Genomic DNA, 26,445 nt, shown 5'->3' with positions numbered 1-26,445 from the left:
TTTTTTCATTTCTTTTCACATTTATTTACTAATGAATAAATTATTCGCTTTTGTATAAAAAATCTTTTTTAAATCGGTGAAAAGTTATTCGAAACTTGCCTTTCTCACATGCGAGAAAACGATTATTCCCATATGGCTTGGGAAACGGCACATGATAATGTAATAGCCCAAGCATTATATGACAAAATGGGAGCAAAAAAAGCCGTTTGGTTGAATTATGAAATAAAATAGAAACTAAAATTTGTACAAATCGTCCAGTGAACTTTATTCTTTGAACGCTACCTCTAATTCCTTGGCTAATTTTCTGGTTGTCAATTTCCCTTTTGTTGCAGCAGAAGTAAAATGGAAATAAGCCTATCAGCACGCATAACTACCCATCTAAATATTATACTAGGTGTCTGTGCAGGAATGGAACTTATTTCGCAATAAGTACTAGCGGACATAAACACCTGAGTTTTATGCTTACCGATTTACTAATATTACTTATAGACATGAGCATGCTAGGTGAATAGAGATGAAGTCAACATTTCCTTTTTATGTAGGAGTCCCGGAAGAAAAATGAATCTTCACTTTTACTTTTTCTCGTTATATTTATTCGCTAATGATTAACGATTTGGGTTACATTAATAGACACAGATCATCTCAATTTGAATAAAGGAGGAAAAATTATGAAAAATGCAGACCAAAGAAAAATAATTTTAGATTTAGCAGTAACTTTGGATGGTTTAATTGAGGGGAAAAACGGTGAAGTTGATTGGTGTATCATGGACTCTGAGATGGGTTTTATTAATTTCTTAAATCAAATTGATACTATTTTATATGGTAGAAAAAGTTACGATGAATGGGGACAATATATCCCGAAAACTGAAGATCCTGATAGCGACAAGGAAATGTGGGATCTGATTCATAGTAAAGAAAAATATGTGTTTTCCAAAATGCAAAAAGGGGTAGACGATAAAGCGGTATTCATAAATGATAATATTCTTGAAGAAGTAAATAAATTAAAGAATCAGCCTGGTAAAGACATTTGGCTATACGGTGGAGCAAATCTTATAACAACTTTTATCAATTTAGGGCTTGTGGATGAATTTAGATTATCTGTTCACCCTGTTATTTTGGGTGAAGGGAAACCGATGTTTATTGATATTAATCAGAGAATTAATTTGAAAATGGTTAATACAAAAACTTTCTCTTCTGGCGTAGTACAACTAATCTATCATTTAAATAGGAATTGATAATATTGTACATTCCAAAGATAAAATACATTAAATCCTTAGGAATATCATTAAAGACTTCCTCCTTCAAAAACTTTATAGATATTTCCTCATTAGTATACTATAAGAAATATGAAATTGTAGAAAGAAGGGACAACACTTTGATCAAAGAACTTGATATTACCAACCAAAAAATTGCTGAGGAAGTGTTAAAAATTCAACTTCTTTCTTATAAGGTGGAGGCAGAAATCATCGGCTTTTTTGAGCTCCCTCCTTTAAAAGATACTGTGAAAACGTTGCAACAATGCGGGGAAACTTTCTTCGGTTATTTTGTAAACAATGAACTTTGTGGGGCTATCTCTATAAAAAAAGCCGAAAAAAATATAATTGATATTCATCGTTTACTTGTGCATCCAAAGCATTTTAGAAAAGGAATAGCAGAGAAGCTACTTACGATCATTGAAAGAAATAGAGAGGCTGAGAAGGTAATCGTATCAACTGGTTCTAAAAATACACCAGCCGTGCGATTTTATCTGAAGCATGGATTTCAAATAGTTGAAGAGAGAAAAGTGAATGAACACTTGTTTTTAACTCATTTTGAAAAGAAACGACCATTTTAAAACGAGGAAAAACGCCATATGTTCTTCCTCGTTTTTTTAGCATTATTCGTCCTTATCGACCTTTCTGCGCGACCAAACCACTACTGGCACAAGGAGAAGCGCAAGGATCCCTCCAGCAAGGGAAAGAGTAGCGTAACTGGAATGGGCAACAACCATCCCAGACATTGCTCCACCAGATGCCCCAGCTAACGCGATCGAGACATCAACAGTTCCTTGCGTCTTTGCACGAGTAGAGGGGGGAGTTGCATCGATGATAAGTGCCGTTCCGCTAATTAAGCCGAAATTCCAGCCAATTCCAAGCAGAGCCAGCGCAGTCGTCAGTCCGAACATGGAATCAGCAGGGGCCAAAGCAGCCAGTACGCCAGCTGATAGTAAAGTGACACCAGAAGCAATTGCCATGAGGGTTCGCCCAACTTTATCGACAAGAAACCCTGTCACAAGAGAAGGGAGATACATCGCTGCAATGTGAATGCCAATCACCATTCCTACCTCACTTAATCCATGACCATGATGTTTCATATGTATAGGTGTCATCGTCATAATGGCGACCATCACAATTTGAGTTAATATCATAATCGTCGCTCCGACTACCATGCCTCGTTTGTGAATCGCTGTTGTTTCAGCCTTTTGTTCTGACAGTTGACTATTGTCCGAAACCTTCGCATCAGCAAGCGCTTGCGCTACAATGAGCGGATCGGGGCGAAGAAAAATAAGTAACACTAACCCAGCTAAAATAAAGGCAACGGCCGCTAAGATGAACGGGCCGGCTAGCGCTGGAATGCCAATAAATGTGGCCACTTCTCCCATGATACTTACTAAGTTGGGCCCAGCTACCGCTCCAAAAGTGGTCGAGACCATCGCGATACTAATAGCAGTGGCCCGTTGTGTAGGCGTAGCCAAATCTGTACCTGCGTAACGTGCTTGCAGGTTTGTCGCTGTACCTGCACCATAAATGAATAGTGAAGCAAACAGAAGAAAGATCTGATCAAACGCAGCGGCTGTCACGACCCCAATCGCTCCGATTCCACCAGTGATAAATCCTGTGGCAAGACCAAAACGGCGACCATAGCGCTGAGAGAATCGCCCAACTAGCCAGGCAGCTAAGGCTGAGCCAAGGGTGAACAGTGCAGCCGGAACTCCAGCTAAACTGTTTGTATCAAGCATACTTTCTGCAAGAAGGGCACCGACTGTGACACCCGCTGCCAGTCCTGCTCCTCCAAAAATTTGTGACATCACTACAATTATTAATGTCCGTCGATATAGCTGTTTTTGCATTTGGGGAGAATCTATGTAGCTTTGTAGCGAAGTAGGCTTGCTGTTTGCCGCTTGTGAATCAATCATTTGACAGAACCCCCTTTACATAAATGTACGAACTAGAGCCATCAAGACAACCCCAGCAATCACCGTAAATAATAAACTTTTTGTCCAAATCGCAAGAATAAGAGTTGGCAGTAACACTAACAGTATTTCTATATTTAAAATAGGGAACTGACCAGGTTCTCTTTCTATGACACTGCCAACCACAAGAGCCGTTAAAATGCAAACAGGAATAAAAGATAACCACTTCATCACCGGCTCTGGTAGCTTGACATTTCTAACAATTAAAAAAGGCGCTACCCGAGGAATAAATGTGACGATCGCACAACCAATAATCACGAGTAAAACAGTTACATTCAGGCTCATTTACTTGTCACCACACCAATCGTTGCAACAATAATAGTAGATAAAATGACAGCTAGATCAATGGATAGAAAAATAGACAAAATATACATGCAAACAACCATCGACAAAATTAAAAATAAATAATGTGTTAACTGTGAACGTTTTAAACTATCGAGCTGTAACACGAGTAAAGCAACAAACATAGCCGTCAACGCAAAATCCAATCCGAATTTTTCTGGGTCCGATACCCATTTACCAAGTAGTGATCCAATGACGCAAGCAGCAATCCATGTAATATAAGCAGTCAGGTTCAGACCATTCATCCAACGGTCATTGACCGGTTTCGAGCTGAAAATTCGGCTGGCGGCCACACCGAATGACTCGTCAGTCACAAGCGCTCCAATGCCTGTGTTTTTTAGTAAAGAATATTGCGAAAAATGAGGAGCTAACGTCGCACTTAATAAAAAATGACGTAAGTTCACAATAAATGCGGTAAAAATAATCGCCGACGGGGGACTATTTGTCGCCAACATGCCACAAATAATAAATTGTGCCGCCCCTGCATAAACAAGCGTGGACATTAAGGCCATTTCCAACACACTTAACCCTGATGCAACACCTACAACTCCTGCAGCAAAGCCAATGCTTATGTATCCTAATAATGTCGGAACGCAATCTTTCACTCCTTGTATAAAAGTTAACCTTTCTTCTTGGGCGATCTCCACCATGAACCCTCCTTTTGTTTAATATATTATACATTTGTGTGTTATAATCATCAATAATCAAAATGGAGGGGATACGATGGATTCTCTACAACAGGTGATTGGAAAAAATTTCGCAGCTATTCGGAAAAAGAGAGACTTAAGCTTAGATAAAACGGCAGAACTAACAGGCGTCAGCAAAGCGATGCTTGCCCAAATCGAAAAAGGCAATACGAACCCTACTGTAACGACACTTTGGAAAATAGCCAACGGACTCAACGTTTCGTTTTCTGCTTTTATGAAAGAAGAAGAGACACAAATTACTCAAATAAAAAAAGAACAATTGCAGCCACTGATTGATGATCAAGGTAATTATTTAGTCTACTCCTTGTTTTCTTTTCATCCAGATAAAAAATTTGAAATATATTTTGTAGAACTAAAACCAGGGTATACACATGAGTCAGACAAACATAATCCTTTTTGTGAAGAGTATGTTTTAGTTAATGAAGGGAATTTAAAGATTGAAATAAATGCAGAAGAGTATGCTTTGAACAAAGGAGAGGCCTTGCATTTTCAAGCCAAGGACAAGCATTTGTATAAAAATACGACGGAGGAAATGACAACTTTTTTTGTGGTCATTTATTATTCGGAATAAAAAAGGTTAGCTAGCGTAAATGAAAGCTAGCTAACCTTTTTAGTGGCTAGGCAATAAATAAAGCACAGAAAAGAAGTGAGTAACACTTCCAGCGAGGACAAATAAATGCCACACCATATGATGAAACTTAAAACCTCGCCATACATAAAAAATGGCACCCAACGTATATAAAATACCTCCAGTAACGAGCAGTGCTAAACTAGTCGTTGAAATATTTTGCACCAATGTATCCCAAGCAAATACAATTAACCAGCCCATAATCACATATAAAAGAGTCGAGGTTTTCAAAAACCTTTTCACAAAAAAACATTTAAATACTGTCCCGGCAATCGCTAACCCCCATACCACAGCAAACAACGTCCAGCCAAGCGTTCCTTTTACTGCCAAAAACAGAAAAGGTGTGTACGTGCCAGCAATGAAAAAGTAAATCGACGAGTGATCAAACACTTCAAATAAATCTTTTACTTTTCCTTGAGGAAAACTATGCACTAATGTTGAAGATAAATAAAGCATAAGCATCGTGATCCCAAACACCGTAAAACTAACAACATGCCACACGTTCCCAAAAAGAATGGAAAACACTAATAATAACGTTAATGCGGCAATACTAAGGATCGCTCCGACCCCATGAGTAATGGAGTTAGCAATTTCCTCACCGCGAGTAAATATATGCGTATTTGCCATCTAATCGCTCCTTCTTACTAAGCTATCTTTATTTTACCATACTATGATCAAAAATATCGTTTTGGGAATCGGAGTGTTCACTCACGATGGAAAATACGCTAACACAACGGAAGGAAACGCGATCCACTAAATGCCATAAACATATTGACTATATTGTGAGATAATGAAAAAAATAGCGCACATGAAGTGGTGGAAAAAGGTATTTTCCTTAAAAGACAACAGGAAATGAATGGGCGATATCAAAAGAAACCCATTTACGAATTATAAAAGTATTTGTCAAATTCTGCGCTTGCCGGGGAAATAATTGATGTGGTAAATGAAAATATTTCTCCCGTGAATAAGAAAAGAGGGAATAGCCTCTTTTCTTATTCTAACTGCCACTCATTCAACTTTCTTGCGCTTGATCAATGGTCCCTTCATTATATACATCGCTAATTTGTTCTCGAGTAATGTCCATCGCGTTATCGGTGTTGTCTGCCTTCTGTACAGCTTTCATCGCTTCTTCTTGATTCATCAGTCTAGATCCCATGCCATGCTCTTTTTTCTGCTTCATGTCACCTTCTCCTTTCAACAGTATTCTCTGTTAGTCTGACCGCCTTTTCATAAAGTATTCAGACAAGGCTTACGGGGAAATTTATGAAAAAATTCATACTTCTTCAGCAGCAGTCATAGCATGTACTAAACAAGCGATGGAAGGATGGCGTTTATGCAATTTTATTACGGGCCGCAAATGCCACTGCGCATATTGGATGAAGCGGAGTTTTGGAAACATCAAGAAGAAGAACATACTGTCGTCATTCGCGAACTATTGCCGGATTTAGAAAAGGAATATGTGGACGCCTTAAAGAAATGGGAGGCATCTTTATCAGAGACTCATCAAAAAATTGTCCGTATGATTGAAGCACTCAACCGCTCAGCCAGTTACATTCCTGCCGTTTTATATCAAGAAGTATTAAAACTAACTGAGTTTTGCCTCAAGCAAAGTGAACAATTTATTGAACTGTGCCGACAAATCAAAGAGAATAGTGCCGCTGTTCAAAAAAATCCTATCGCTAAAACAGTCATCAACCATATCATTCGTGAATCGGAATATTTTATTGGCATTGCTAAAGCATTACTCTCAGCATGAAACGGGACCTTACCACTGGTCCCGTTTTTGTCTGCAAAAATTATGGAAACGTATTAAAGCAAGGTATAATAATGATGTGCTTGTTTAATCAACAGGCTAATCATAAGCTGACAATGAGAAATAGGAGACGAGCTAATGAATGAAACAAAAAAATGCCCATTAATATCAGGTAATCTCTCTATAGATTTAGTCAACACGGAACTAGTCAGACGTGGCCAACGTCAAGATTTATTGCTTTCTGGAAAATATTTGATGTAATGAATTCGCATTGTAAAAGAAGAAACCCCCTCATTTTTGGTACGTTATTTATATAAAATGAGAGGAAAAGGGAGAAGTCCACTGCAAGTTCACGGCAAAGATGTAGCAACAGGATTGATGGGCGGATTTCTCACTATTTTTACTTTAGTTCTTTTAACCAATACCACATCTACTGAATGGCTAATGGCGCCATTTGGAGCAAGTTGCGTACTGGCATTCAGTGTTTGGAACGCGCCATTATCACAACCACGCAATATAATTGGGGGCCATTTCATCGCAACCTTTATCGGGTTAGCTACCTACCACATGTTTGGAGATGAGCCTTGGGCAATTAGCTTAGCTGTGGGCTTAGCCATTGCGGTAATGATGATAACGAAAACAACGCACCCACCAGCTGGGGCTAACCCACTCGTCGTGATGTTGGGTGAACAACAATGGACTTATTTGATTACCCCTGTACTAATTGGCTCAATCGTGATCGTCCTGTTCGCATTAATTATCAATAATTTACGAAGCAATCGAGAATATCCAAGTTTTTGGGTATAATCATCCACGGATTTTTGATTAAAATTTAATGATAATTAAATAACATCGAAGGAAGGTTGTCTCATCAAAATATTTTTGAGACAGCCTTATTTATTTAGAAACTAACAATCATCTATCCAACAAAAGAAGATGTAATCTGATTAGAGGCGTTTTTGGTGAGTCAATCAAATCAATTCTTTCTGATTGACGAATACGAAATCATGGTATACACTTTTATTAACCAACGGTCAATAAAAAGGAGATCTATAGATGCCAAGAAAAGCAGTAGAGAATGAATTAACACGCGAAATGATTATGGAAGCCGCCAGAGATTTATTTGTAGAGAATGGCTACCAACATACTTCAATGCGACAAATCGCGAAAAAGCTAAATTACAGTCACGGGGCGATTTATTATCACTTTAAAAACAAAGCAGAATTATTCTTTGCCTTAGTAAAAGCTAATTTTTCTAAACTGAATGAAGTGCTTGAAGGGATTATGGCTTCTTCGCTTTCTTCAGACGAAAAGCTAGAAAAAATACTGTTCGGTTTTATCGAGTATGGCATGAACAATCAAAGTGATTATGAAATTATGTTTTTAATTAAAGATGAAGAATTAAAAAACTATACAGAAAATGCACCCGATGTCAGTTATGAGCGGTTTGCATCTGTGATTATGGAACTTTATCCTGGTCAGATCACTTTAAAAGAAACATGGCTATTGTTTCTTAGTCTTCATGGATTTGTGACGATGTACTGCCGTAGCGGACAAACGATGACGGATATAGCGGAGCTAGCGAATGCTCATGTGAAATTTTTATTAAAGGGAATCCAGTCAAACTAATTTTTTTACCCTTTTATTGAACAGTGGTTAATTAATTCGGAGGTGGAGAGTATGAAAAAAGCATTAGTAGTAGGTGCAACAGGTGGAATGGGGTATGCGATTGTAAAAGAGCTTAGTAGAAGAGGAATAGAAACGATTGCTTTTGCTCGAACGAAATCCAAGTTGGATCAATTATGTGGGTCATTGCCGAACGTTCAAGTGCTAATAGGTGACGTTTTTCATCTAGAGGATTTGAAAAAAGCGGCCAACGGAGCAGATATTATTTATCATGCGGTTAATATCCCTTATGAGTTATGGGAAGAAAAGCTCGTGATGCTGAATAAAAATATTATAGAAGCGGCGAAAACGAATCATTGCAAGCTAGCTGTAGTTGATAATATTTACGCTTACGGACGAAATCCTGGACATAAAATCACCGAGATGAGTCCGAAACATCCACATACGAAAAAAGGAAAAATCCGTCTTCAACTCGAAGAATTATACGCTCACTCTGGAGTGCCAACTGTCCGAGCTCATTTCCCCGATTTTTATGGACCGAATGCAACGAGTACAGTCATGCATACCACTCTTCAAAATATTATTAAAGGAAAAAAAGCGATGTATGTGGGAGATATGCGAAAACAACGTGAATTTATTTATACGCCGGACGGCGCGAAAGCATTAATCGAATTATCTACTCTTGACCATGCTTATCATAAACATTGGAATATTCCAGGGACCGGAACACTCAGCGGCCAACAATTAAAACAGATACTCGAACAAATCACAGATCGCCAGCATGCTTTTTCCCAAGTGAATAAAGGAATGATCCGCTTTCTATCTTTATTTAGCCGCAATATGCGAGAAGTAGTGGAAATGATGTATTTATATGAAGATCCCGTTATTTTATCAGGGGAAACATACGAAAAAGAAATTGGCCTATTGCCGCAAACACCTTATACTCAAGGGCTAACAGAAACGATAAATTTTATGAAAAATGAAGAATGAACATAAAAAATTTGTAAGTGATATTCATAATACAAAAATACAGGAGGACAAACTATATGTTTACAATAGAATTACATAATGCTCTTTGGCTTTTTTTAGTCGTGTTTATGTTGCATGACTTTGAAGAAATTATAAGTGTAGAAAATTGGGCCCAAAAAACTCAATATTTAGTTAATAAAACTAAATACAATTTATCTATTTTACAGATTAAGATAATGCGACAATTCTATGTTGCATTTATTAATTTTAAACAAATTTTAGTGATGTTAAAGGTTGATACCAACAAAGAAACAATCAACATTCGATTTAACCAGAGTGAAACGAACGATATTAATTCCGAACTGCCGCATCAAACATAAGCCCACACATTGTTCAAGAGTAGTAAAGAGGGGGTGACTCTATTCTCTTGTTTCTTTCCTCCATCTTCTGTTACACTCTTTGCAATAGAAGCTTAAAAGGAGGACCCCATGCTTTACGCAACACAACCATATATTATCACTAGTCGACAAATTGAATGGGGGCAGCAAAAGGTTTCACAAAGAGAAGAGCATCTCCATTTATATCAAGATAAAGTGATCTGCGCTTCCCATGAGTTCACGATTACAGAAGTTCATGATATGTCGTATCGATTGCTGTCTGCTAATTATGGATTTTTCTATTTGCATACGATTCGAGGGGTGTTTTCTTATATCGTCACCACAAGCCCGCACCAGTTTATCGATGCCTATAAACAGATAAAATAAAACCGCTGGAGAATCGGCTCCCCAGCGGTTTTACTTTATTTCGCTACTTGATACATTTCCTTAACTTGCTTTTGTAATTCCGCATCCTCTAAATACTCATCGTAAGTCATTTCTTTATCAACTAAACCGCTTGGCGTAATGTCCATGATACGGTTCGCGATTGTTTGAATGAATTGATGGTCATGAGAAGCAAAGATCATCGAGCCTTTGAAGTTAACTAATCCGTTATTGACAGCGGTAATTGATTCAAGGTCTAAATGGTTTGTTGGTTCATCTAGAAGAAGAACGTTCGCTCCAGAAAGCATCATTTTTGAAAGCATGCAGCGAACTTTTTCGCCCCCTGATAACACGCTTGCTTTTTTCAATGCTTCTTCACCAGAGAAGAGCATACGTCCTAAGAATCCGCGAAGGAAGCTTTCACTTTCATCTTCAGGTGAATATTGGCGCAACCATTCGACAAGGTTTAATTCAGATCCTTCAAAGTATTCGCTGTTATCTTTCGGGAAATAAGATTGACTTGTCGTCACGCCCCATTTATAAGACCCGCTATCTGGCTCCATTTCACCAGCTAAAATTTTAAATAACGTCGTTTTCGCTAATTCATTCGTCCCAACGAGTGCGATTTTATCATCTTTGTTCATAATAAAGCTAATGTTATCAAGGACTTTGACACCATCGATCGTTTTCGTTAAACCTTCCACGCGAAGAAGATCATTTCCAATTTCACGTTCTGGTTTAAAGTGGACATATGGATATTTACGAGAAGAAGGCTTAATATCATCTAACGTAATTTTATCTAATAATTTCTTACGAGATGTCGCCTGCTTTGATTTCGATGCGTTTGCACTAAAACGAGCGACAAAGGCTTGCAATTCTTTAATCTTTTCTTCTTTTTTCTTATTCGCATCCTGTGCCATTTTTAACGCCAATTGGCTAGATTCGTACCAGAAGTCATAGTTACCGACATAAATTTGGATCTTTCCAAAGTCAAGGTCAGCAATATGCGTACATACTTTATTTAAGAAGTGACGGTCATGAGAAACAACGATGACCGTATTCTCAAAGTTGATCAAAAATTCTTCTAACCATTGAATCGCTTGAATATCCAAGTGGTTGGTCGGCTCATCGAGAAGTAATACATCCGGCTTACCGAATAAAGCTTGAGCGAGCAATACTTTGACCTTTTCAGAACCTGTTAGCTCGGCCATTTTCTTCGTATGAAGGTCTTCCGATACACCCAGACCTTTCAATAAAATAGCTGCCTCTGATTCGGATTCCCAACCATTTAATTCAGCGAATTCCCCTTCAAGTTCAGCGGCTCTCATGCCATCTTCATCCGAGAAGTCCTCTTTCATATAGATCGCATCTTTTTCCTGCATCACTTCATAGAGGCGAGCGTGACCCATAATAACGGTTTTTAACACTTCATGCTCTTCATACTCGAAGTGATTCTGTTTTAACACAGCCATACGAGCACCAGGTGTCATAGACACGTGACCAGTTTGCGATTCAAGATCTCCCGATAAAATTTTCAAGAAAGTAGATTTCCCCGCACCATTTGCTCCAATTAATCCGTAGCAATTGCCTGGTGTAAATTTAATATTAATGTCTTCAAACAGCTTTTTATCGCCGAAACGTAAGCTGACGTCTTGTACAGTAATCAATGTGCACAGTCCTCCATATATACATAATCGCCTTTGATTATACCATTTAACAACTGTAAAAGGGAGAGACAACCGTGAACTTCATAAAAAAAAGAACCAACGACTTTTCGATGTCTGGTTCATTTATGTTCGAGAAATAATCGGACAATCTTTTAAATGTTTTATATGAGTGAGTTCGACTTGATGTGGAGGAGCGATTTGTTTAATGTCACAATATCCTGCTTGATCGATTCGAATAATTTGATACTCTTTGTCATTATATAAAATAACATCCCGTTCCTTCACTTTAAATGACCTCTCTTTATTTAAAAATCAATTCTTCCCCGATCTCCCAACCGATTCTAACGTCTTGCATCCGATAACTGAGTTGGCTACCTGTACCGTTGCATTGTTTGCAGCTTTTTTTCATACGGATTCCTCGAATGAGAGGAACTCTGCCGATGCCATAACAATCCTCGCAAATTCGTCTATAGGCCATTCGATTCCTCCTTTCCGTCATTTGCACACACTTTATTTTAATATACCCATAAACAATCAAGTTCAATCGTCCGTTCTAAAAAACTAGTCAATTCCTAAACGACTATTATATTAAGCCAAGCATCAATTGCAATGAATAGAGCCATTCTTGGGATTGATCAGCATACGATCAATAAGGCAAAGTCCTCTTTCACATGCAAGGAGAATGATGCATATATTTTAATTATTCCTATCTGAAAAATACGATTGACTTCAGAGAATTTTCTGATAAAATATAAAACATTATTAATTCCTATAAGGAAAGTAGGTTTTTAAAATGATGACGTATGAACATTGGGAACATCATACCTTGCCGGATTTCCCATCTGATAGTGAGACGAGAGGGGCAAGGGAAGCTTTGAAATGGGCCTATGATCATTATGACGATCAATTAATGTATGCTTGCAGCTTCGGGATCGAAGGCATTGTCCTCATCGATTTAATCTCAAGTATTCGCCCGGATGCTTCAATCGTGTTTCTTGATACCAATTACCATTTTCAAGAAACGTATGACATCATTGATAAAGTAAAACAGCGCTATCCTTCATTGCACATTCACTTGAAGCAACCTGCTCTCACCATTGAAGAACAAATAGAGACCTATGGAGAAGATCTATGGAAACAGGATCCAAACATGTGCTGCCAACTAAGAAAAATTATCCCGTTAAAAGAAGCACTTGAACCCGCAACCGCATGGATTTCTGGTTTACGCCGAGAACAATCCAACACAAGAAAGCACACTAACTATGTCAACCAAGACCATAAATTCAAAAAAATTAAAATTTGCCCATTGATCCATTGGACGTGGAAAGAGGTGTGGCGCTATGTTCATAAACATCAATTAGATTATCATGCGCTTCACGATCAAGGCTATCCAAGCATCGGCTGCCATCCTTGTACCAAACCAGCGATTTCGATGGAGGATTTGCGCTCAGGAAGATGGACGAATTCGGGAAAAACCGAATGTGGTCTGCACACAGACTAATTTTTTCACCACAATACCAAGTAATGTTATATGAATAATAAATTAGGAGGTTTTCATCATGTCAACAATCCTTCCACACGGCGGTAAATTAATTGATTTATATGAGCCAAATGTAGATATTTCAGCTATTGAAAAACAAGTTTCTATCGATCAAACGGCGTTAAGCGATTTAGAACTAATAGCAACAGGAGCTTACAGTCCACTCACAGGATTTCTCACTCAAAAGGATTATGACAGTGTGGTAGCTGATATGAGATTGGCGAATGGAACGGTTTGGAGTTTGCCAATTACACTTCCGCTCCTTGAAGAGGAAACGAACCATTATACAATTGGCGAGAAAGTTGTATTAACGTATCAAGAAATCGCTTATGGGGTATTAACCATTGAAGATATTTATCAGCCTGACCAACACAAAGAAGCTCAGGCCGTGTATCAAACGACCGATGAGGCTCATCCAGGTGTGAAAAAATTATTACAGCGCGGTTCCGTTTATTTAGGCGGACCCATCCAGCTCATTCGTCGAATTGAACGCACACAATTCACGGACTTTTATTTTGACCCAGCCGAAACGAGACAGTTATTTCAAGAAAAGGGTTGGAAAAACATCGTCGGCTTTCAAACGAGGAATCCTGTACATCGTGCGCACGAGTACATACAGAAAACCGCTTTAGAAATCGTCGATGGACTCTTATTAAATCCACTGGTCGGCGAAACAAAAGCCGATGATATTCCAGCTGATGTGCGCATGGAAAGTTATCAAGTGCTGTTAAAAGATTATTATCCAGCAGATCGCGTACAACTAGCCGTCTTTCCAGCCGCTATGCGTTATGCTGGACCGAGAGAAGCGGTCTTTCATGCGATTGTCCGAAAGAATTATGGCTGCACGCACTTTATTGTTGGCCGTGATCATGCAGGAGTTGGAAATTATTATGGAACATATGACGCACAAAAAATATTTGATCAATTTACGAAAGAAGACATCGGGATTACTTTATTATTCTTTGAACATAGCTTCTATTGCCAAAAATGCGAAGGCATGGCTTCAGCTAAAACATGCCCGCATGAAAAGGAAGATCACGTCATTCTTTCTGGCACAAAGGTGCGGGAAATGCTGCGGGCAGGAGAAGTGCCGCCATCTACCTTTAGCCGCAAGGAAGTGATTGACGTATTAATTCGCGGATTAAAAGCGAAAGAAACGGTGCAATAGGAGGAAACGCAATGGAAAATATCGTCTGGCATCAGCAATCATTAACAAAAGAAGGGCGCCGTCAAAAAAACGGCCATCATAGTGCCGTCTTTTGGTTCACTGGCCTTTCCGGTTCTGGCAAGTCAACCATTGCCAATGCAGTCGCCAAAAAACTATATGAACTAGGCGCACAAACATATGTATTGGATGGAGATAATATTCGCCATGGCTTAAATCAAGACCTTGGTTTTTCCGATCAAGACCGTAAAGAAAACATTCGGCGGATTGGAGAGGTGGCTAAATTGTTCGCAGATAGCGGCCAGTTCGTCTGCACCGCTTTTATCTCTCCATTTCAAGAAGATCGGGATACGGTTCGCTCCCTTCTTGAAGAAGATGAATTTATCGAAATATTTGTGGACTGTCCGCTCAATGAATGCGAAGCGCGCGATCCAAAAGGACTGTATAAAAAAGCCCGAAGCGGTGATATCCCGCAATTCACTGGCATATCTTCCCCTTATGAGGCGCCGAAAGCACCTGATCTCGTTTTGCGAACGGATCAATACACAGTTGAAGAATGTGTAGCACAGCTTATCACATTTATTCAAAAGAAAAACTGGCTTGAGGAGGCGAACAAACGTGACATATGAGAAAACATGGGCGTCAAACCCAAAATTAAGCAAACAGGAACAAAAGAAATTAGTCAAAGATGGTCTCGATATTTTTCAAGACATCCCTTACTATGCAGCGAATGGATTTGAATCCATCCCGAAAGAAGAATGGGACGGATTCAAATGGGCAGGCCTCTACTTGCAGCGGCCGAAAGAAGCCGGTTATTTTATGATGAGAGTCAAGGTGCCAACCGGCATTTTAACGAATGAACAATTGATGACACTAGCGGAGATCTCAAGAGATTACGGACGAAATGTGTTTGATATTACGACGCGACAAGCGGTTCAGTTTCACTGGTTAACAATCGAACAAATCCCGAATATTTTTGAACGATTAGAGCGCGTGGGTTTATCCTCTACTAACGCTTGTGGCGATGTTCCAAGAAACGTCATCGGCAATGCGCTCGCTGGCATTGATCCGGACGAAGTTTATGATACCCGTCCGCTCGTTAAAGAAATAGATGACTTTTTCACAAGCAATCGTGACTTTTCCAATTTACCGCGAAAGTTTAAAATGTCGATCAATGCAAATGTGTACAACGCTGGAAATGCAGAAATTAATGATGTCGCCTTTTTGCCAGCAGAGAAAGAAATCCATGGCCAAAAAAGAATTGGTTTTCACTTAAAAGTAGGCGGGGGGCTCTCTTCTGCTCCTAAGCTAGCGCAAAAGTTAGATCTGTTTATTTTGCCTGAAGAAGTATTAAAGGTCACCATTGCCGTTGCGACTATTTTCAGAGATTACGGGTACCGGGAAAAGCGTCATCGCGCGCGTTTGAAATTTTTAGTAGAAGACTGGGGAGTAGAGAAGTTTAAAGAAAAGCTGCTTGAATATACCGGGCCGCTACCGGAAGCAGGTACAGACTTAACGAAAGGCTGGAATGCAGGCTACTTTTATGGTGTCAAGCCGCAAAAACAAGAAGGGCTTCATTACATCGGCGTCAATGTACCAGTTGGCCGTCTTCAAGCGGAGGAAGTATTCGATATTGCCCGCATCGCTAAAACATACGGCAACGGGGAAATTCGAACATGCGGTTCGCAAAACTTACTCATTCCAAATGTGAGGACAGAGTTTGTGGAGAAGGTATTAAATGAGCCGATTCTAAAGCGACTTCGCGTCGATGCCCCGAAATTTACCGCTTATTCGGTCTCCTGCACAGGGATTGAATATTGCAACCTAGCCTTGACGGAAACAAAAGAGAGAATGAAACGAATAGCTGCTTTTCTTGATGAAGAGGTCGAAATCGACGTACCTGTCCGAATTCATATGGTCGGTTGCCCCAACTCATGTGGCCAAAGGCAAATTGCCGATATTGGTCTGCAAGGGGTGATGGTTCGAAATAAAGATAAAAAGATGGTGCAGGCCTTTGAGATCAATGTGGGTGGGACATTGTTGAATGATGGCGTGTTTAACCAGAAGTTAAAAGGAAAAGTGACAGGCGATGATCTGCCTGTCATCTTAAAGCAATTTCTGGAGTATTTTAAAGCAACCAAATTACCGGCAGAAACTTTTTATGACTATATTAGCCGAACAGGAATTGAGCATCTGCAAGAACAACTAGATCAATGGCTAGCGGCTCAATCTTCTGTTTAAAAAGGAGGCCTTTCTTTGTATTTGTATCGATTTGAAGTAGTCAGCAAAGGCAAAACAACACCTGTGATCGTTGTGGCTAAAGAGGATCAGCAAGCGTTTGACCAAGTAGATATTGAGTTGGAGAAATGCTATTTATCTTTGCCGCATTATGAGGAAATCGTGTTATTTGAAAAGAAGCGGATTGGAAACGGAAGCGGGTATGTTCTTCTCGCTTTTTCTAAATAAAAATAGGAGGTGGCAAATATGGGGAAAGTTTGGCTAGTAGGTGCAGGGCCCGGTGATCCTGATTTAATTACGGTAAAAGGCTTGCGTGCTCTTCAAAATGCGGATGTGATTTTATACGATCGACTTATTAATGAGGACTTATTGCAATATGCGAAAGAAGGAGCGGAACTGATTTTTTGCGGAAAGTTACCCAACCATCATCATCTACAGCAAGATACGATCAATCATTTACTCGTTTTTCATGCAAAAAAGGGGAAAAACGTCACACGCTTAAAAGGCGGAGATCCGTTTGTCTTTGGGCGTGGTGGAGAAGAAGCGGAATTTTTAGTCAAGTATGCTATTCCATTTGAAGTGATTCCGGGTATTACATCAGGCATTGCCGCTCCTGCTTACGCCGGTATTCCCGTTACTCATCGTAACTATAGCGCTTCCTTTGCGATTGTGACAGGCCACCGCCAAGAAGGGGAGCAAGAAGAGATCAAGTGGGCCGCATTAGCAAAAGGGATTGATACGCTGGCCATTTATATGGGCGTCAAAAACTTGTCGTACATTCAAAAACAGTTGCTCACTCATGGCAAATCAGCCGATACACCAGCAGCTCTGATTCATTGGGGGACAACGGCCGTGCAACAAACCGTCACCGGTACATTAGGCACGATCACTGATGTCGCCCAAACAGCAGCTATAAAAAACCCAAGCATGATTGTCATTGGCAACGTCGTCAAGTTAAGAGAACAAATTCAATGGTTTCAAGAGTTTGAGCCGCATACAACTCTCTCTTCAGGTACAGCCCAATGAAGGCTGTTCTCTATATTTGTCACGGAAGCCGAGTCAAACAAGGAAGAGAAGAAGCGCTTGCCTTTATCGAACAATCGAAGCCGTTTATAGATGCGCCCATACAAGAGACTTGTTTTTTAGAATTAGCGGAACCGACGATTGAACAAGGTTTTGCCCGATGTGTGGCACAAGGTGCAACCGAGATCATCGTGTTTCCTTTTTTATTACTGGCAGCTGGGCATGCCAAAAAAGATATTCCATTCGAGTTAAATAAAATGCAGTCCCAGTTTCCACAAGTGCATATTCATTATGCTGATCCGCTCGGCGTCCATGAGGTGATTGTCGATATTTTGATTGAACGAATGAAAGAAAAACAGGTGCCGATCGATTCGGAGGCAACAGTACTGATCGTCGGTCGCGGAAGCAGTGATCCACAAACAAAAGCAGATTTCGCACGGATTCTGCAGTTATTCCGCTCTAAAACCAAGTTAAACGATGTGAATTTATGCTTTTTAGCAGCCACTACACCCACCTTTCCAAAAGAGTTAAAGCGGCTAGCTCATAAAAAAAGATCACAATTATGGGTGCTCCCTTATTTATTATTCACTGGAGTATTAATGAAGTCGATGGAAAAAGAAATTCAATCCTTGCCTGCTTCTGACCATGTGTACTTATGCAAATATCTCGGCTATCATCCTTTTTTACGAAACATTATGGCGGTACGAATTGAAGAAGCACGGTCAAAAGAACAACGACATGTAAATTATTGATTTGATAGGGAGGAAAGCCATAGTGGAACGCTTTATTATTTTAATGCTTATCGGGTTAGCTGCACAGCTTGTAGATGGAGCGCTCGGTATGGGGTATGGCTTAACATCCACTACCTTATTATTATCAGCCGGAATCGCTCCTGCTATCGCTTCTGCTTCTGTCCATATGGCCGAAGTGGTAACGACTGCCGCCTCCGGAGCATCTCACATTAAATTTGGAAATGTTGATAAAAAGATGCTGAAACGACTGATTATCCCTGGTTCAATTGGTGCTTTCTCTGGGGCTACCTTTTTAAGTCATTTAACGGGAGAATATGTACGATTATATGTATCCATTTTTTTAGTCTGTTTAGGCCTGTATATTTTAGGACGGTTTCTCTGGATGAAAGATGCCCGCAAACAAGAACATGCGGCACTTTCAAATCGATTTTACGTTCCGCTTGGTTTTATTGCTGGATTCTTTGATGCAAGCGGCGGGGGAGGGTGGGGACCGATTGCGACTCCTGCGTTGCTATCGCAAAAAGGAATGATTCCCCGAAAAGTCATCGGCACAGTAAATACGAGCGAATTTGTGATTGCCCTATCGGCTACCATCGGATTTATGATTTCTTTAGGTCCTTCTCAAATTAATTGGTTATGGGTCGGAGCGATTATGGCCGGAGGTGTAATTGCTGCTCCAATTGCGGCTTGGATCGTCAAAAGTTTGCCGACAAAAGTATTAGCGGTGATTGTGAGCGGCATGCTGATCTTTACCAACGTAAGAGCGATCTTCAGTTATACGACACTCTCAAGCAGCATAACAACTAGTAGCTATGTCATGATCATTATCATCTGGGGATCCATTGCTCTTTATACCATTCAAAAGGAGAGAAAATCAAAGCTCGTAGTTCAACTAAAGTCACGAAAAACATCCTGACAACAACATCAGGATGTTTTCGTTTATTTCTTTTTATAAAAAGTTCTTGAAACTACTAACCCAACAAAGCCTAAAGCAATAAAAAGACACGCTCGAATGGCCAGTGGAATATACGGCATATCGTAAAGAACCATTTTTAATAACGTTAACATTAAGAGCGAAACACCTATATATTTGGCATAATTGAATGTTTTCTTCAACCCAATCACAATCGCTATAACGGCTAAACCAATCCAAACAACGTTGACCGCTAGTCGTTGTTTATTATCCGCCCATTCTTCTACAACCGCCATCGTTAATTCCGTCGAGAACGTGAGCAATAATATTGTCAAAATAACACTGCCGTATTTCAAGACGTTCTCTTTAAATGATGTCTGAAGTTGATATGTCATACTCATTCCGAACACAAAAGTCGTTAAGAAAATGAGCCAATTGATCGTTTCATTGGATAGAGGAGCGGTGATCACGTCATTGGCGATCAGCACTAAGCCGGTAAAGACATAAATAAAGATCGCAATTCCTTTACTGATATGATTTCCATACCGTAAAGATACATAATAGGCTGCCAAACCTTCAATCAAAAGCAAGCTCATCTGCAACTCTTCATTGACCGCATGCAGGATTAGAAACGTGACGGCAATGATCACGTTCGTTAGAAAAATCGGACGCTTCTTTAAATCTTGCTGATAGTTGATAAATAAGAGAACGTACATAATAGCAAGAAAAGCAAAAGATAACGAAATCCAATGCTCAGAAAAAGTCGAGTACACCCAAGCGGATGTCACAAGTAAACTAACAAACACAATACCCGCGTGTTGATCGATCTGCTTTTTTTCCTTTATATAAAAGTAAAGCAAACATCCATGCTGGATGATTATAGGAAAGGCTACATAATACATTGCTGCAAATAGCCCTTCAGTCCAGACATAGCTAGACAAATAAAATACAAATAAAGCGATGTTTAATAGGGCAGCTGAACTGTAATAAATAACGGTAAACTGAAATCTCACAGCTAGAAGTAAAAATAAAACATATAAAAGCGTTTCATAGCTTAGAAAAACAAACATATTCGGCGTTTTACTTTCAATTAAGAAAGGAACAAGCACACCACCGACCATACTAATAAAGCCTAGCACTTGCGAGCGATGTTTTTGCGTCAGCCATAAACCAATCGCAATCCAAACAATATTCAACATAAAGGCGAGAGAAGGACCTATCATTTCATATAACACATGCATCGCAAATGTGGTGAGCATAAATAAAGGTACTGACCCACCTAACAGTACATATCCTAACTTCTCACGCTTGCCCTCCATCTGCTTTTGACCAATGAACAACAGAAGGGAAGAGACGATAAAACCTAACGCTACTTTCACCGTTTCATTCATTAAGCCATAATCGGAAGCGGCCTTAAATCCCCAAAGAACCCCGATAATAAACACAAAAATAAATACTCGCGGCAACCAGACTTGAAACAAAACTTTCTCCCAATCGACGGGCGTAATTTCTTTCTGCTGCACTGGATGAGAGGGGGGAGAAGGCTTCGCTTGTTTCACTTTTGCTTGGATCGGAAGCGGCTGGGTGTTAAAATTTGCATGCTCTAACATTTCCACACGAGCTTGCAGCTGTTTCACTTCTGATTCTAGCTGAATAACCTTTTCCTCTAAAGAATGCCTAGATGACTCCAGACCGAACACCTCCTAAATATTAACTAAAATTCCCACCATTACTCATTATAAGGGAAGAGAGTCGATAAAATATAGTTTTTTTCCAAAAAATGAAGGTATTCACCAATAAACATAAGATAACAGACAGAATTTTTATTCATTATTATTCATTTTGTTACAAATAAAACGGGGTTTATAGATTAACAAACGAATAAATATTCAAAAGCGGACCTAAAGATTGACATCTGTGTTTCCAGAAAAAAATAGCTCAAATGATATTCTTATATACGAAATAATATGATGACATTCTAATGAAGATGCTACGAATGATGCGGCGCACGCCATCATAAAGAAATCAATGAAAATGAGCAAACATCATGTATCACTTAAAATTTCTCTTCTGTCTCAATATTAATAGTATTCTTCTAAAATGAGACATATCATTGAAATTTTATTTAACTACCAACAATATATATTATGTCGGGGGCGTTGTTTTAAAAAACAAGACAGAGTATTCACCCTCTACTCTATCCGATGTCTATAGCTTTTATTTTTAACCGACTGTAAATCAATAAATTGAACGCTGTATTCAATGACATCATTAATAAATAAACCATGCGTCTTCGCAAACTCTTTCACATCGTCCAGCAACTGTTCATCGTACGTTGTTTTATATTGAACCCGATCTTTCGGCCTCGTTTTTTTATCAAAGGTAATCACACCTTCAGCCAACACATTTTCTAATCCGCTCTCTAACAAATAATTCACATAGGTATCATGCTCATCAGCTAATTCACTGAGCCGCTCCAATAACGACTGGCTAATATTCGTCCGAAACTTGATTCTTGACGGGTCCGTCGTGTGTACGGATCTATCATTGTATAATTTCCACATATAAAAAACCGCTCCTTGCTCTTACTTATTGACTCCTAAACGCCTGCCGCAGCATTCGTTCTCGTTTATATATGACATAATGATCACCAGCATTAGCATATATGATTTCTGCTAGTTTAGGAAGTTCATATTTTCCTTTTATCCATACACGATATATAGTTTTTCCAGTTTGACTGATTGTTAAAGTAGTTTTGGTATTCAAATTCCACTTCTTAAATACATCACTAAGCCCTTCAGCAAAATGTTTACTTCCAGTTGTTATATTCATAACATATCCAGTTTTTTGTACCCAACCATCTCCATCAACCACTCCTTTGATAAAGGACAGCAAAAATTCACCTGGTACATCGGGAAATGGAATGGTTAATGATTTATTTGGGGTAATACCCAATTTTTTTAGATCTTGTTTTATTTCTTTGGAATTAATAATCAAAATTGGAGTAGATCTTGTTGGAGTCACTGGTGCCAGTACATAGTCTGCTTCCATGCACGTGGCAACTAAGCGAAGAATTCTTTCATCTTTTTGAGTGAGTGAAAGGCTGTGAACCTGCTTATTAATCGTCCCATCTGCCACAAACAACCCTAATACCCATGCCATTTCCTGAGTCCATACTTTAAAGAAGTCTTCATTGACCTTATGCTTACGAGGCTGACCTTATGATTGTTCACGATTCATTTTAACTCCATTCTTATAAAGCACATTGCGAATCGCTCGATCAGAAAGACCGACGATATATACGCTATATAATCATTTTTCTCATCATGATTAATTTCAAATAAAATGCGAAAGGTTCCAAGGGTTCCAAGCCTTAATCGGTATAAATTTTCGTATCCCTTCATACTTTTAATATCTCCTTCAGGCGGAATTTCAAGAAGTCCTTTCAGCCCATCAGCTATCCGCTCTTGTATGGCTTTCTCTTGTTTAGCGATGAATTTCACTGCGGACTTATGGTAAATCAACTTGTAGGCCGAATTCACGCTTGGCACCCTCTCCTGACACATATCCTTCTTCACTATTTAACTGTTCTAATTCTTCTCTAGACAATGGTTCATGATCCTGATCCGCCATATCAATCTTTTCCCAGTCTGTCATTTGCTTTTTTGAACGTTGAACAAGAAATTCTAAAAAGTCAAAAGCCACTTTTTCATCTTGCTGATCAAGACGATCAATCAGCCGGTATAACTCTTTTTTGCGTATAGCCATGTATAACACCTGCTTTCGGTATATTTTTTCATATCCGATAACTTATAAAATGAAGTTATCATGCCACACTCATATAAGTAAATAAAAGGTAAACATGAATCATCCCCACCCGTGAAAACGAATAGGATTTTAGTCACAATTTAACTTAAAAACAAAAAATCGCCCCAATAAAAAGGGCGACAGCAAAGCCTATACTTTATTTCCTTTTCTTATGCCTTGCAGATGAGCTCGTTCTCTCTCCTGTTTCTATATTCGTTGTCCCTTGCCCCTTTACTTCTGGAGAACCTAACCCTGTCTTGGATGGGTCTTTTTTTCGTTTACTCATGTGATCACCTCGATGTTAATATGACCTATTCCCATGCATTTATACATAAATGTGCGGAAGGTGACAACATTGTCATGTTCTTTATCTCATTTGTCATCTGAATCGAAGGCTTTTACAGGCCGCTCCTTATAAAATGAATACTAGAGACACAAACAAGGAGGAGCAAAATCATGAAAATCGTCAAATTAGCCATGGGGACTGTTATAGTTGCCGCAATTATTATCTGTTCTTTCACCTTTTTTGTAAAAAATGAACTAGCGGATATGTTAAATCCTTTCATTCCTAAAAAGGATGTGTTTGTAAAAATTGAAGGTCCAGGCCAACAGGTGGAACCTAAAACTTTCGAATATACATTAACTGGGATGAATGAAGATGGCAAAGACACAACGATAACATTTACAGCAAGTAAACAGCTGCGTGAGGGAGCTTATTTAAAACTTGCGACTAAAAGAACGTATGTGCAATCGTGGGAAGAGATTCCATGGAATGAGATATCTGCTGATATTCAGGATAAGATGGACTAAAAGGACAAAAAGAAAAACCAGCAAAATGTCTCTCATTGTATAGAGATACTTTGCTGGTTTTTTATCCTTTAGGCCTTCAAACGATTTTTTCTTCGTTCCATTCTCGTTTGACCTTGTATGGGCTCTTGTTTCACTTCTATTTCTTCAAAAGGTTGCTCATTGATGTCTGGATAGACAGCGGCTGCCTGTTCTTGTTGAACTGGTTCGTACGTATGCATTTTTTTTGATCGAGAAAATCGTTTTCTGCCAAATGTTAATAGCTTCACTTTTACTTTCGGCAAACTCGGCACAGGAATTTTTAAGGTAGGTTTGAAGCGCTTCGTTTGTGCGAGTAAGCTTGATTTTTCTTTAGGTTCCTTGCTCTTCCCACGACGAAATAAGCCAGCAAGCCATCCCCCAAGCAAACAACCTGCGGCTAACACGATTAAATAGAATGGCTCTGACTGGAATAAATTCATCATTCGTTGCAGAACAGCTAATGATTGCATTTCTTTGATATCCCATAAGACAGCGCCCCATAACCCAAGTAAACCGACCGTAATCGCATATGTGCGAAAACGTAAGATGCCTGGGATGACAGCGATACAGACCGCGATTTTTACGTTTTGTTCTAATGAGTCAATGGTGACATATTGATCCCATACCGCTAGCAAAAACGCGATAAATCCAGTATAAGCGATCCAGCTAAATATTCGTGAATGCCATCGTTTAGCGTAATAACTTCCGATACTCGTTAAAAACAATAAGCCTCCCATCAACAAGGATAGCTCTAGAGACATGTACTTCATCGCACCAGCAACGGGGAACAGACAGCTAAGTACCATTAATAGTACGTCTAGTTTTTTCACCTTTCTCCATTCCTTTCAAGCTTTTTCGTAAGCTTCTATATAGTAAAACAAATTTCGCGATTTTTCTACTGATCGTACTTCTCATTTTATAAATCAATTATTCATTTTCAGCGCCAATTGGGAGCGTGATCGTGAAACAAGTGCCTTTTCCTTTTGTGCTATTGACAGTAATCTCTCCTTTCATGCTTTGAATGATACTGTAAGAAACCATCATGCCAAGGCCTGTTCCTTTACTTTTAGTTGTGAAATACGGCTCACCTAAGCGGTTGATCTGCTCGGTGGTCATCCCTTCCCCGCTATCTTCTATCATTAAGTGAACGGATGGATGGTCATCTTGAATGGTCACATTTATTTCGCCTCCGTTTGGCATCGCTTCAATCGCATTTTTTACAATATTAATTAGACACTGCTTAAACTTAGATGTTTGACCAATCACATAAATGGGGATTGCCGGGATAAATCGCTTAATTGTAATCCCGTGCATATTCGCATGTGGTGTCAATACATTCATTGAACGTTGTGTTTCAAGACAAATATCGATCTTTTCATTTTTTTCAATGGATGGCCGAGCGAAGGTTAAATAGTCATTAATAATAGCTACGGAGCGATCTAACTCTCTTATAGCTAGGTCTAAATATTCTTTTCGTTGTTCTTTAGGTAAATCTTCATGCAATAATTGCATAAATCCTCTTGTCACCGTTAATGGATTACGCACTTCGTGAGACATGCTGGCAGCTAAATGACTCACTACTTCTAGCTTTTCCGCTTTTGCTACTTTCTGCATTAATTCAAAGCTTTGGCGAATGACTTCCCAAATCACCATCGCAATTAGTAAAGAGGTCATGTTTAAAAGCATGAGTTGTAATTGGATCATCCCCGGAATGTTCACAGGAAATAGTTGTGTAATCATAAATAGCAAGAGGGATTCGCTTCCTGGTAAAACGAAAATACTGATGAGCAATCTTTTCTTTAATGACATCATGTGATACGACTTAGATAAATAAATAAGAAAAAAAGTTAATAGCGGATACATAAGCAGCGCTATTGCGAAACCGTCTCCCCCCTGTAAAAAACGGAGCATTAAAATAAGAGCCAATAACAAGAGCCCCAACCAAGGTCCTCCATATAACACTCCTAAAATAAGAGGAATTCTCCTGAAATCTACCACAAAACCTTCCATCATTTCTGCAGAGAAGGACATGCATAAAACGATAGAAAGAATGGGAAAGATCGCCACCATCCAGTTTTTCATTTTCTTAGACTGACGTGTATATTTCACCAAATAAAACATTTGGACAAAAAATAAAGGAAGCAAAACAAACACGAAGTTAATCAATAACTCTTTTGCCACAAACTCCATTTATTCACCTGGCTTTCTAACGATATAATCACCATGTCTATGATCGTATCATAAAACGCGGTTCGGAGGCATAGAAAAAATAGATTCCGTTCATTTCGTTCCTTGGAAAGGATTAGTGTGCCAAAAATCCGCCAAAAAGCAAATAAGAAGTCGAATACACGGAAAAGATCCTGTAGCGAATCGAATGACCCATCATCCGTCAAAAGAAATTTAAATGCGCCACAGAGGCTCTCAGCGACATCCATTTTTTGTTATATCTATCTCTGTATGAAACGAGTATTCTATGATACAATAGAAGTAAAGA

At 39.2% G+C, this 26,445-nt stretch carries 35 protein-coding genes and 1 pseudogene; 20 read left to right on the top strand and 16 right to left on the bottom strand.

Annotation, left to right across the window (positions count from 1 at the left end):
• Nucleotides 1-72 precede the first annotated feature (72 nt).
• The 3 genes from IRB43_RS18065 to IRB43_RS06680 all read left to right on the top strand — a co-directional run bounded on the left by IRB43_RS18065 (nucleotide 73) and on the right by IRB43_RS06680 (nucleotide 1,834).
• Complete coding sequence (locus IRB43_RS18065) at nucleotides 73-231, top strand: GNAT family N-acetyltransferase (RefSeq protein WP_343070820.1); 159 nt, start codon at nucleotides 73-75, stop codon at nucleotides 229-231.
• 437 nt (nucleotides 232-668) lie between these two features.
• Nucleotides 669-1,235, top strand: a complete 567-nt coding sequence (locus IRB43_RS06685) for a dihydrofolate reductase family protein (RefSeq protein ID WP_203362666.1) — start codon at nucleotides 669-671, stop codon at nucleotides 1,233-1,235.
• Nucleotides 1,236-1,240: 5 nt separating this feature from the next.
• Nucleotides 1,241-1,834: a GNAT family N-acetyltransferase gene (locus IRB43_RS06680; RefSeq protein ID WP_343070810.1), complete on the top strand. Its 594-nt coding sequence runs from the start codon at nucleotides 1,241-1,243 to the stop codon at nucleotides 1,832-1,834.
• A gap of 42 nt (nucleotides 1,835-1,876) precedes the next feature.
• Here IRB43_RS06680 and IRB43_RS06675 read toward each other — a convergent pair whose 3' ends face one another.
• The 3 genes from IRB43_RS06675 to IRB43_RS06665 are packed head-to-tail and all read right to left on the bottom strand — an operon-like array spanning nucleotide 1,877 to nucleotide 4,224.
• On the bottom strand, nucleotides 1,877-3,175 hold the full coding sequence (locus tag IRB43_RS06675) for an MFS transporter (RefSeq protein WP_203362665.1): 1,299 nt from the start codon (nucleotides 3,173-3,175) through the stop codon (nucleotides 1,877-1,879).
• Nucleotides 3,176-3,190: 15 nt separating this feature from the next.
• Nucleotides 3,191-3,517, bottom strand: a complete 327-nt coding sequence (locus IRB43_RS06670) for an AzlD domain-containing protein (protein ID WP_203362664.1) — start codon at nucleotides 3,515-3,517, stop codon at nucleotides 3,191-3,193.
• Nucleotides 3,514-4,224 carry an AzlC family ABC transporter permease gene (locus tag IRB43_RS06665; RefSeq protein WP_203362663.1) on the bottom strand — a complete coding sequence of 237 codons (711 nt, stop codon included), beginning with the start codon at nucleotides 4,222-4,224 and terminating at the stop codon, nucleotides 3,514-3,516. The genes IRB43_RS06670 and IRB43_RS06665 overlap by 4 nt, the downstream gene beginning before the upstream one ends.
• Nucleotides 4,225-4,297: 73 nt before the next feature.
• On the opposite strand from IRB43_RS06665, the gene IRB43_RS06660 reads away from it, so the two are divergent.
• Nucleotides 4,298-4,852, top strand: a complete 555-nt coding sequence (locus tag IRB43_RS06660; RefSeq protein WP_203362662.1) for a helix-turn-helix domain-containing protein — start codon at nucleotides 4,298-4,300, stop codon at nucleotides 4,850-4,852.
• Nucleotides 4,853-4,891: 39 nt separating this feature from the next.
• Here IRB43_RS06660 and trhA read toward each other — a convergent pair whose 3' ends face one another.
• Together trhA and IRB43_RS06650 are read right to left on the bottom strand one after the other, a co-directional pair.
• Nucleotides 4,892-5,536, bottom strand: coding sequence for a PAQR family membrane homeostasis protein TrhA (gene trhA, locus IRB43_RS06655; protein ID WP_203362661.1), 645 nt, complete (start codon nucleotides 5,534-5,536; stop codon nucleotides 4,892-4,894).
• A 385-nt stretch (nucleotides 5,537-5,921) separates the two neighbouring features.
• Nucleotides 5,922-6,089 (bottom strand): YozQ family protein, encoded by a 168-nt coding sequence (locus IRB43_RS06650; protein WP_238941857.1) that lies wholly within the window; start codon nucleotides 6,087-6,089, stop codon nucleotides 5,922-5,924.
• A gap of 153 nt (nucleotides 6,090-6,242) precedes the next feature.
• Between IRB43_RS06650 and IRB43_RS06645 the strand changes: the two genes are divergently transcribed.
• The 7 genes and pseudogenes from IRB43_RS06645 (at nucleotide 6,243) to IRB43_RS06615 (ending at nucleotide 10,021) form a co-directional block, all read left to right on the top strand.
• On the top strand, nucleotides 6,243-6,665 hold the full coding sequence (locus IRB43_RS06645) for a DUF2935 domain-containing protein (protein ID WP_203362660.1): 423 nt from the start codon (nucleotides 6,243-6,245) through the stop codon (nucleotides 6,663-6,665).
• Between the two features lie 135 nt (nucleotides 6,666-6,800).
• A pseudogene (locus IRB43_RS17985) lies at nucleotides 6,801-6,905 on the top strand (CGNR zinc finger domain-containing protein); the annotation flags it as partial.
• Between the two features lie 21 nt (nucleotides 6,906-6,926).
• A complete protein-coding gene (locus tag IRB43_RS06635) occupies nucleotides 6,927-7,469 on the top strand; it encodes an HPP family protein (protein WP_343070819.1) in 543 nt (180 codons plus the stop codon).
• A gap of 249 nt (nucleotides 7,470-7,718) precedes the next feature.
• Complete coding sequence (locus tag IRB43_RS06630) at nucleotides 7,719-8,291, top strand: TetR/AcrR family transcriptional regulator (protein ID WP_203362659.1); 573 nt, start codon at nucleotides 7,719-7,721, stop codon at nucleotides 8,289-8,291.
• Nucleotides 8,292-8,342: 51 nt separating this feature from the next.
• On the top strand, nucleotides 8,343-9,278 hold the full coding sequence (locus IRB43_RS06625; RefSeq protein WP_203362658.1) for an SDR family NAD(P)-dependent oxidoreductase: 936 nt from the start codon (nucleotides 8,343-8,345) through the stop codon (nucleotides 9,276-9,278).
• 56 nt (nucleotides 9,279-9,334) lie between these two features.
• Entirely contained in the window at nucleotides 9,335-9,637 is a 303-nt protein-coding gene (locus tag IRB43_RS06620; protein ID WP_203362657.1) for an HXXEE domain-containing protein, read from the top strand.
• A gap of 108 nt (nucleotides 9,638-9,745) precedes the next feature.
• Nucleotides 9,746-10,021, top strand: coding sequence for a hypothetical protein (locus IRB43_RS06615; RefSeq protein WP_203362656.1), 276 nt, complete (start codon nucleotides 9,746-9,748; stop codon nucleotides 10,019-10,021).
• Between the two features lie 35 nt (nucleotides 10,022-10,056).
• Here the strand turns inward: IRB43_RS06615 and IRB43_RS06610 are convergent, their stop codons facing one another.
• The 3 genes from IRB43_RS06610 to IRB43_RS06600 all read right to left on the bottom strand — a co-directional run bounded on the left by IRB43_RS06610 (nucleotide 10,057) and on the right by IRB43_RS06600 (nucleotide 12,163).
• Complete coding sequence (locus IRB43_RS06610) at nucleotides 10,057-11,685, bottom strand: ABC-F family ATP-binding cassette domain-containing protein (RefSeq protein WP_203362655.1); 1,629 nt, start codon at nucleotides 11,683-11,685, stop codon at nucleotides 10,057-10,059.
• Between the two features lie 123 nt (nucleotides 11,686-11,808).
• Nucleotides 11,809-11,970: a hypothetical protein gene (locus tag IRB43_RS06605; RefSeq protein ID WP_203362654.1), complete on the bottom strand. Its 162-nt coding sequence runs from the start codon at nucleotides 11,968-11,970 to the stop codon at nucleotides 11,809-11,811.
• 16 nt (nucleotides 11,971-11,986) lie between these two features.
• The gene (locus tag IRB43_RS06600; protein WP_203362653.1) at nucleotides 11,987-12,163 is read right to left on the bottom strand and encodes a hypothetical protein; all 177 of its coding nucleotides are present in this window, start codon (nucleotides 12,161-12,163) and stop codon (nucleotides 11,987-11,989) included.
• Between the two features lie 315 nt (nucleotides 12,164-12,478).
• Between IRB43_RS06600 and IRB43_RS06595 the strand changes: the two genes are divergently transcribed.
• From IRB43_RS06595 to IRB43_RS06560, 8 genes are read left to right on the top strand one after another with little or no spacing between them, the layout of a single operon-like run.
• Entirely contained in the window at nucleotides 12,479-13,186 is a 708-nt protein-coding gene (locus IRB43_RS06595) for a phosphoadenylyl-sulfate reductase (RefSeq protein ID WP_203362652.1), read from the top strand.
• Nucleotides 13,187-13,244: 58 nt separating this feature from the next.
• The gene (gene sat, locus IRB43_RS06590; RefSeq protein WP_203362651.1) at nucleotides 13,245-14,393 is read left to right on the top strand and encodes a sulfate adenylyltransferase; all 1,149 of its coding nucleotides are present in this window, start codon (nucleotides 13,245-13,247) and stop codon (nucleotides 14,391-14,393) included.
• An 11-nt stretch (nucleotides 14,394-14,404) separates the two neighbouring features.
• Nucleotides 14,405-15,019 (top strand): adenylyl-sulfate kinase, encoded by a 615-nt coding sequence (gene cysC / locus IRB43_RS06585; RefSeq protein ID WP_203362650.1) that lies wholly within the window; start codon nucleotides 14,405-14,407, stop codon nucleotides 15,017-15,019.
• The gene (locus IRB43_RS06580) at nucleotides 15,009-16,631 is read left to right on the top strand and encodes a nitrite/sulfite reductase (protein WP_203362649.1); all 1,623 of its coding nucleotides are present in this window, start codon (nucleotides 15,009-15,011) and stop codon (nucleotides 16,629-16,631) included. The genes cysC and IRB43_RS06580 overlap by 11 nt, the downstream gene beginning before the upstream one ends.
• 15 nt (nucleotides 16,632-16,646) lie before the next feature.
• Nucleotides 16,647-16,856 carry a DUF3906 family protein gene (locus tag IRB43_RS06575; protein ID WP_203362648.1) on the top strand — a complete coding sequence of 70 codons (210 nt, stop codon included), beginning with the start codon at nucleotides 16,647-16,649 and terminating at the stop codon, nucleotides 16,854-16,856.
• A gap of 18 nt (nucleotides 16,857-16,874) precedes the next feature.
• Nucleotides 16,875-17,654, top strand: coding sequence for a uroporphyrinogen-III C-methyltransferase (cobA, locus tag IRB43_RS06570; protein ID WP_203362647.1), 780 nt, complete (start codon nucleotides 16,875-16,877; stop codon nucleotides 17,652-17,654).
• Entirely contained in the window at nucleotides 17,651-18,403 is a 753-nt protein-coding gene (locus IRB43_RS06565; protein ID WP_203362646.1) for a sirohydrochlorin chelatase, read from the top strand. Before cobA ends, IRB43_RS06565 begins: the two co-directional genes overlap by 4 nt.
• Before the next feature lie 22 nt (nucleotides 18,404-18,425).
• Nucleotides 18,426-19,319 carry a TSUP family transporter gene (locus IRB43_RS06560; RefSeq protein ID WP_203362645.1) on the top strand — a complete coding sequence of 298 codons (894 nt, stop codon included), beginning with the start codon at nucleotides 18,426-18,428 and terminating at the stop codon, nucleotides 19,317-19,319.
• A gap of 23 nt (nucleotides 19,320-19,342) precedes the next feature.
• On the opposite strand, the gene IRB43_RS06555 is transcribed toward IRB43_RS06560, so the two are convergent.
• The 6 genes from IRB43_RS06555 to IRB43_RS06535 form a co-directional block, all read right to left on the bottom strand.
• The gene (locus IRB43_RS06555) at nucleotides 19,343-20,953 is read right to left on the bottom strand and encodes a DUF2339 domain-containing protein (RefSeq protein WP_203362644.1); all 1,611 of its coding nucleotides are present in this window, start codon (nucleotides 20,951-20,953) and stop codon (nucleotides 19,343-19,345) included.
• A gap of 555 nt (nucleotides 20,954-21,508) precedes the next feature.
• Complete coding sequence (locus tag IRB43_RS06550) at nucleotides 21,509-21,880, bottom strand: rRNA methyltransferase (protein WP_203362643.1); 372 nt, start codon at nucleotides 21,878-21,880, stop codon at nucleotides 21,509-21,511.
• A 25-nt stretch (nucleotides 21,881-21,905) separates the two neighbouring features.
• The gene (locus IRB43_RS06545) at nucleotides 21,906-22,478 is read right to left on the bottom strand and encodes an LAGLIDADG family homing endonuclease (protein WP_203362642.1); all 573 of its coding nucleotides are present in this window, start codon (nucleotides 22,476-22,478) and stop codon (nucleotides 21,906-21,908) included.
• A gap of 74 nt (nucleotides 22,479-22,552) precedes the next feature.
• A complete protein-coding gene (locus IRB43_RS17805; RefSeq protein WP_343070808.1) occupies nucleotides 22,553-22,858 on the bottom strand; it encodes a type II toxin-antitoxin system RelE family toxin in 306 nt (101 codons plus the stop codon).
• Nucleotides 22,827-23,084: a hypothetical protein gene (locus IRB43_RS06540; RefSeq protein ID WP_203362641.1), complete on the bottom strand. Its 258-nt coding sequence runs from the start codon at nucleotides 23,082-23,084 to the stop codon at nucleotides 22,827-22,829. Before IRB43_RS06540 ends, IRB43_RS17805 begins: the two co-directional genes overlap by 32 nt.
• Nucleotides 23,085-23,280: 196 nt before the next feature.
• A complete protein-coding gene (locus IRB43_RS06535; protein WP_203362640.1) occupies nucleotides 23,281-23,409 on the bottom strand; it encodes a YuzL family protein in 129 nt (42 codons plus the stop codon).
• A 170-nt stretch (nucleotides 23,410-23,579) separates the two neighbouring features.
• Here IRB43_RS06535 and IRB43_RS06530 point away from each other — a divergent pair, with 170 nt between their 5' ends.
• Entirely contained in the window at nucleotides 23,580-23,933 is a 354-nt protein-coding gene (locus IRB43_RS06530; RefSeq protein WP_203362639.1) for a YxeA family protein, read from the top strand.
• A gap of 68 nt (nucleotides 23,934-24,001) precedes the next feature.
• Here the strand turns inward: IRB43_RS06530 and IRB43_RS06525 are convergent, their stop codons facing one another.
• Nucleotides 24,002-24,781, bottom strand: a complete 780-nt coding sequence (locus IRB43_RS06525) for a DUF3959 family protein (protein WP_203362638.1) — start codon at nucleotides 24,779-24,781, stop codon at nucleotides 24,002-24,004.
• Nucleotides 24,782-24,878: 97 nt separating this feature from the next.
• Nucleotides 24,879-26,141 carry an ATP-binding protein gene (locus IRB43_RS06520; RefSeq protein ID WP_203362637.1) on the bottom strand — a complete coding sequence of 421 codons (1,263 nt, stop codon included), beginning with the start codon at nucleotides 26,139-26,141 and terminating at the stop codon, nucleotides 24,879-24,881.
• Between the last annotated feature and the right edge of the window lie 304 nt (nucleotides 26,142-26,445).

This window comes from Bacillus sp. REN10 (genome assembly GCF_016820555.1).
Taxonomy (GTDB): domain Bacteria; phylum Bacillota; class Bacilli; order Bacillales; family Domibacillaceae; genus Bacillus_CE.
The sequence above is the reverse complement of the archived record's forward strand: the minus strand, read 5'-3'. Positions and strand labels throughout refer to the sequence as shown.

Coding starts and splice junctions, on each gene's coding strand:
- IRB43_RS06685 (WP_203362666.1), top strand. CDS start 669: ATGAAAAATGCAGACCAAAGAAAAATAATTTTAGATTTAGCAGTAACT.
- IRB43_RS06675 (WP_203362665.1), bottom strand. CDS start 3,175: ATGATTGATTCACAAGCGGCAAACAGCAAGCCTACTTCGCTACAAAGC.
- IRB43_RS06670 (WP_203362664.1), bottom strand. CDS start 3,517: ATGAGCCTGAATGTAACTGTTTTACTCGTGATTATTGGTTGTGCGATC.
- IRB43_RS06665 (WP_203362663.1), bottom strand. CDS start 4,224: ATGGTGGAGATCGCCCAAGAAGAAAGGTTAACTTTTATACAAGGAGTG.
- IRB43_RS06660 (WP_203362662.1), top strand. CDS start 4,298: ATGGATTCTCTACAACAGGTGATTGGAAAAAATTTCGCAGCTATTCGG.
- trhA (WP_203362661.1), bottom strand. CDS start 5,536: ATGGCAAATACGCATATATTTACTCGCGGTGAGGAAATTGCTAACTCC.
- IRB43_RS06650 (WP_238941857.1), bottom strand. CDS start 6,089: ATGAAGCAGAAAAAAGAGCATGGCATGGGATCTAGACTGATGAATCAA.
- IRB43_RS06645 (WP_203362660.1), top strand. CDS start 6,243: ATGCAATTTTATTACGGGCCGCAAATGCCACTGCGCATATTGGATGAA.
- IRB43_RS06630 (WP_203362659.1), top strand. CDS start 7,719: ATGCCAAGAAAAGCAGTAGAGAATGAATTAACACGCGAAATGATTATG.
- IRB43_RS06625 (WP_203362658.1), top strand. CDS start 8,343: ATGAAAAAAGCATTAGTAGTAGGTGCAACAGGTGGAATGGGGTATGCG.
- IRB43_RS06620 (WP_203362657.1), top strand. CDS start 9,335: ATGTTTACAATAGAATTACATAATGCTCTTTGGCTTTTTTTAGTCGTG.
- IRB43_RS06615 (WP_203362656.1), top strand. CDS start 9,746: ATGCTTTACGCAACACAACCATATATTATCACTAGTCGACAAATTGAA.
- IRB43_RS06600 (WP_203362653.1), bottom strand. CDS start 12,163: ATGGCCTATAGACGAATTTGCGAGGATTGTTATGGCATCGGCAGAGTT.
- IRB43_RS06595 (WP_203362652.1), top strand. CDS start 12,479: ATGATGACGTATGAACATTGGGAACATCATACCTTGCCGGATTTCCCA.
- sat (WP_203362651.1), top strand. CDS start 13,245: ATGTCAACAATCCTTCCACACGGCGGTAAATTAATTGATTTATATGAG.
- cysC (WP_203362650.1), top strand. CDS start 14,405: ATGGAAAATATCGTCTGGCATCAGCAATCATTAACAAAAGAAGGGCGC.
- cobA (WP_203362647.1), top strand. CDS start 16,875: ATGGGGAAAGTTTGGCTAGTAGGTGCAGGGCCCGGTGATCCTGATTTA.
- IRB43_RS06565 (WP_203362646.1), top strand. CDS start 17,651: ATGAAGGCTGTTCTCTATATTTGTCACGGAAGCCGAGTCAAACAAGGA.
- IRB43_RS06550 (WP_203362643.1), bottom strand. CDS start 21,880: ATGTGGAAATTATACAATGATAGATCCGTACACACGACGGACCCGTCA.
- IRB43_RS06545 (WP_203362642.1), bottom strand. CDS start 22,478: ATGGCATGGGTATTAGGGTTGTTTGTGGCAGATGGGACGATTAATAAG.
- IRB43_RS06540 (WP_203362641.1), bottom strand. CDS start 23,084: ATGGCTATACGCAAAAAAGAGTTATACCGGCTGATTGATCGTCTTGAT.
- IRB43_RS06535 (WP_203362640.1), bottom strand. CDS start 23,409: ATGAGTAAACGAAAAAAAGACCCATCCAAGACAGGGTTAGGTTCTCCA.
- IRB43_RS06530 (WP_203362639.1), top strand. CDS start 23,580: ATGAAAATCGTCAAATTAGCCATGGGGACTGTTATAGTTGCCGCAATT.
- IRB43_RS06520 (WP_203362637.1), bottom strand. CDS start 26,141: ATGGAGTTTGTGGCAAAAGAGTTATTGATTAACTTCGTGTTTGTTTTG.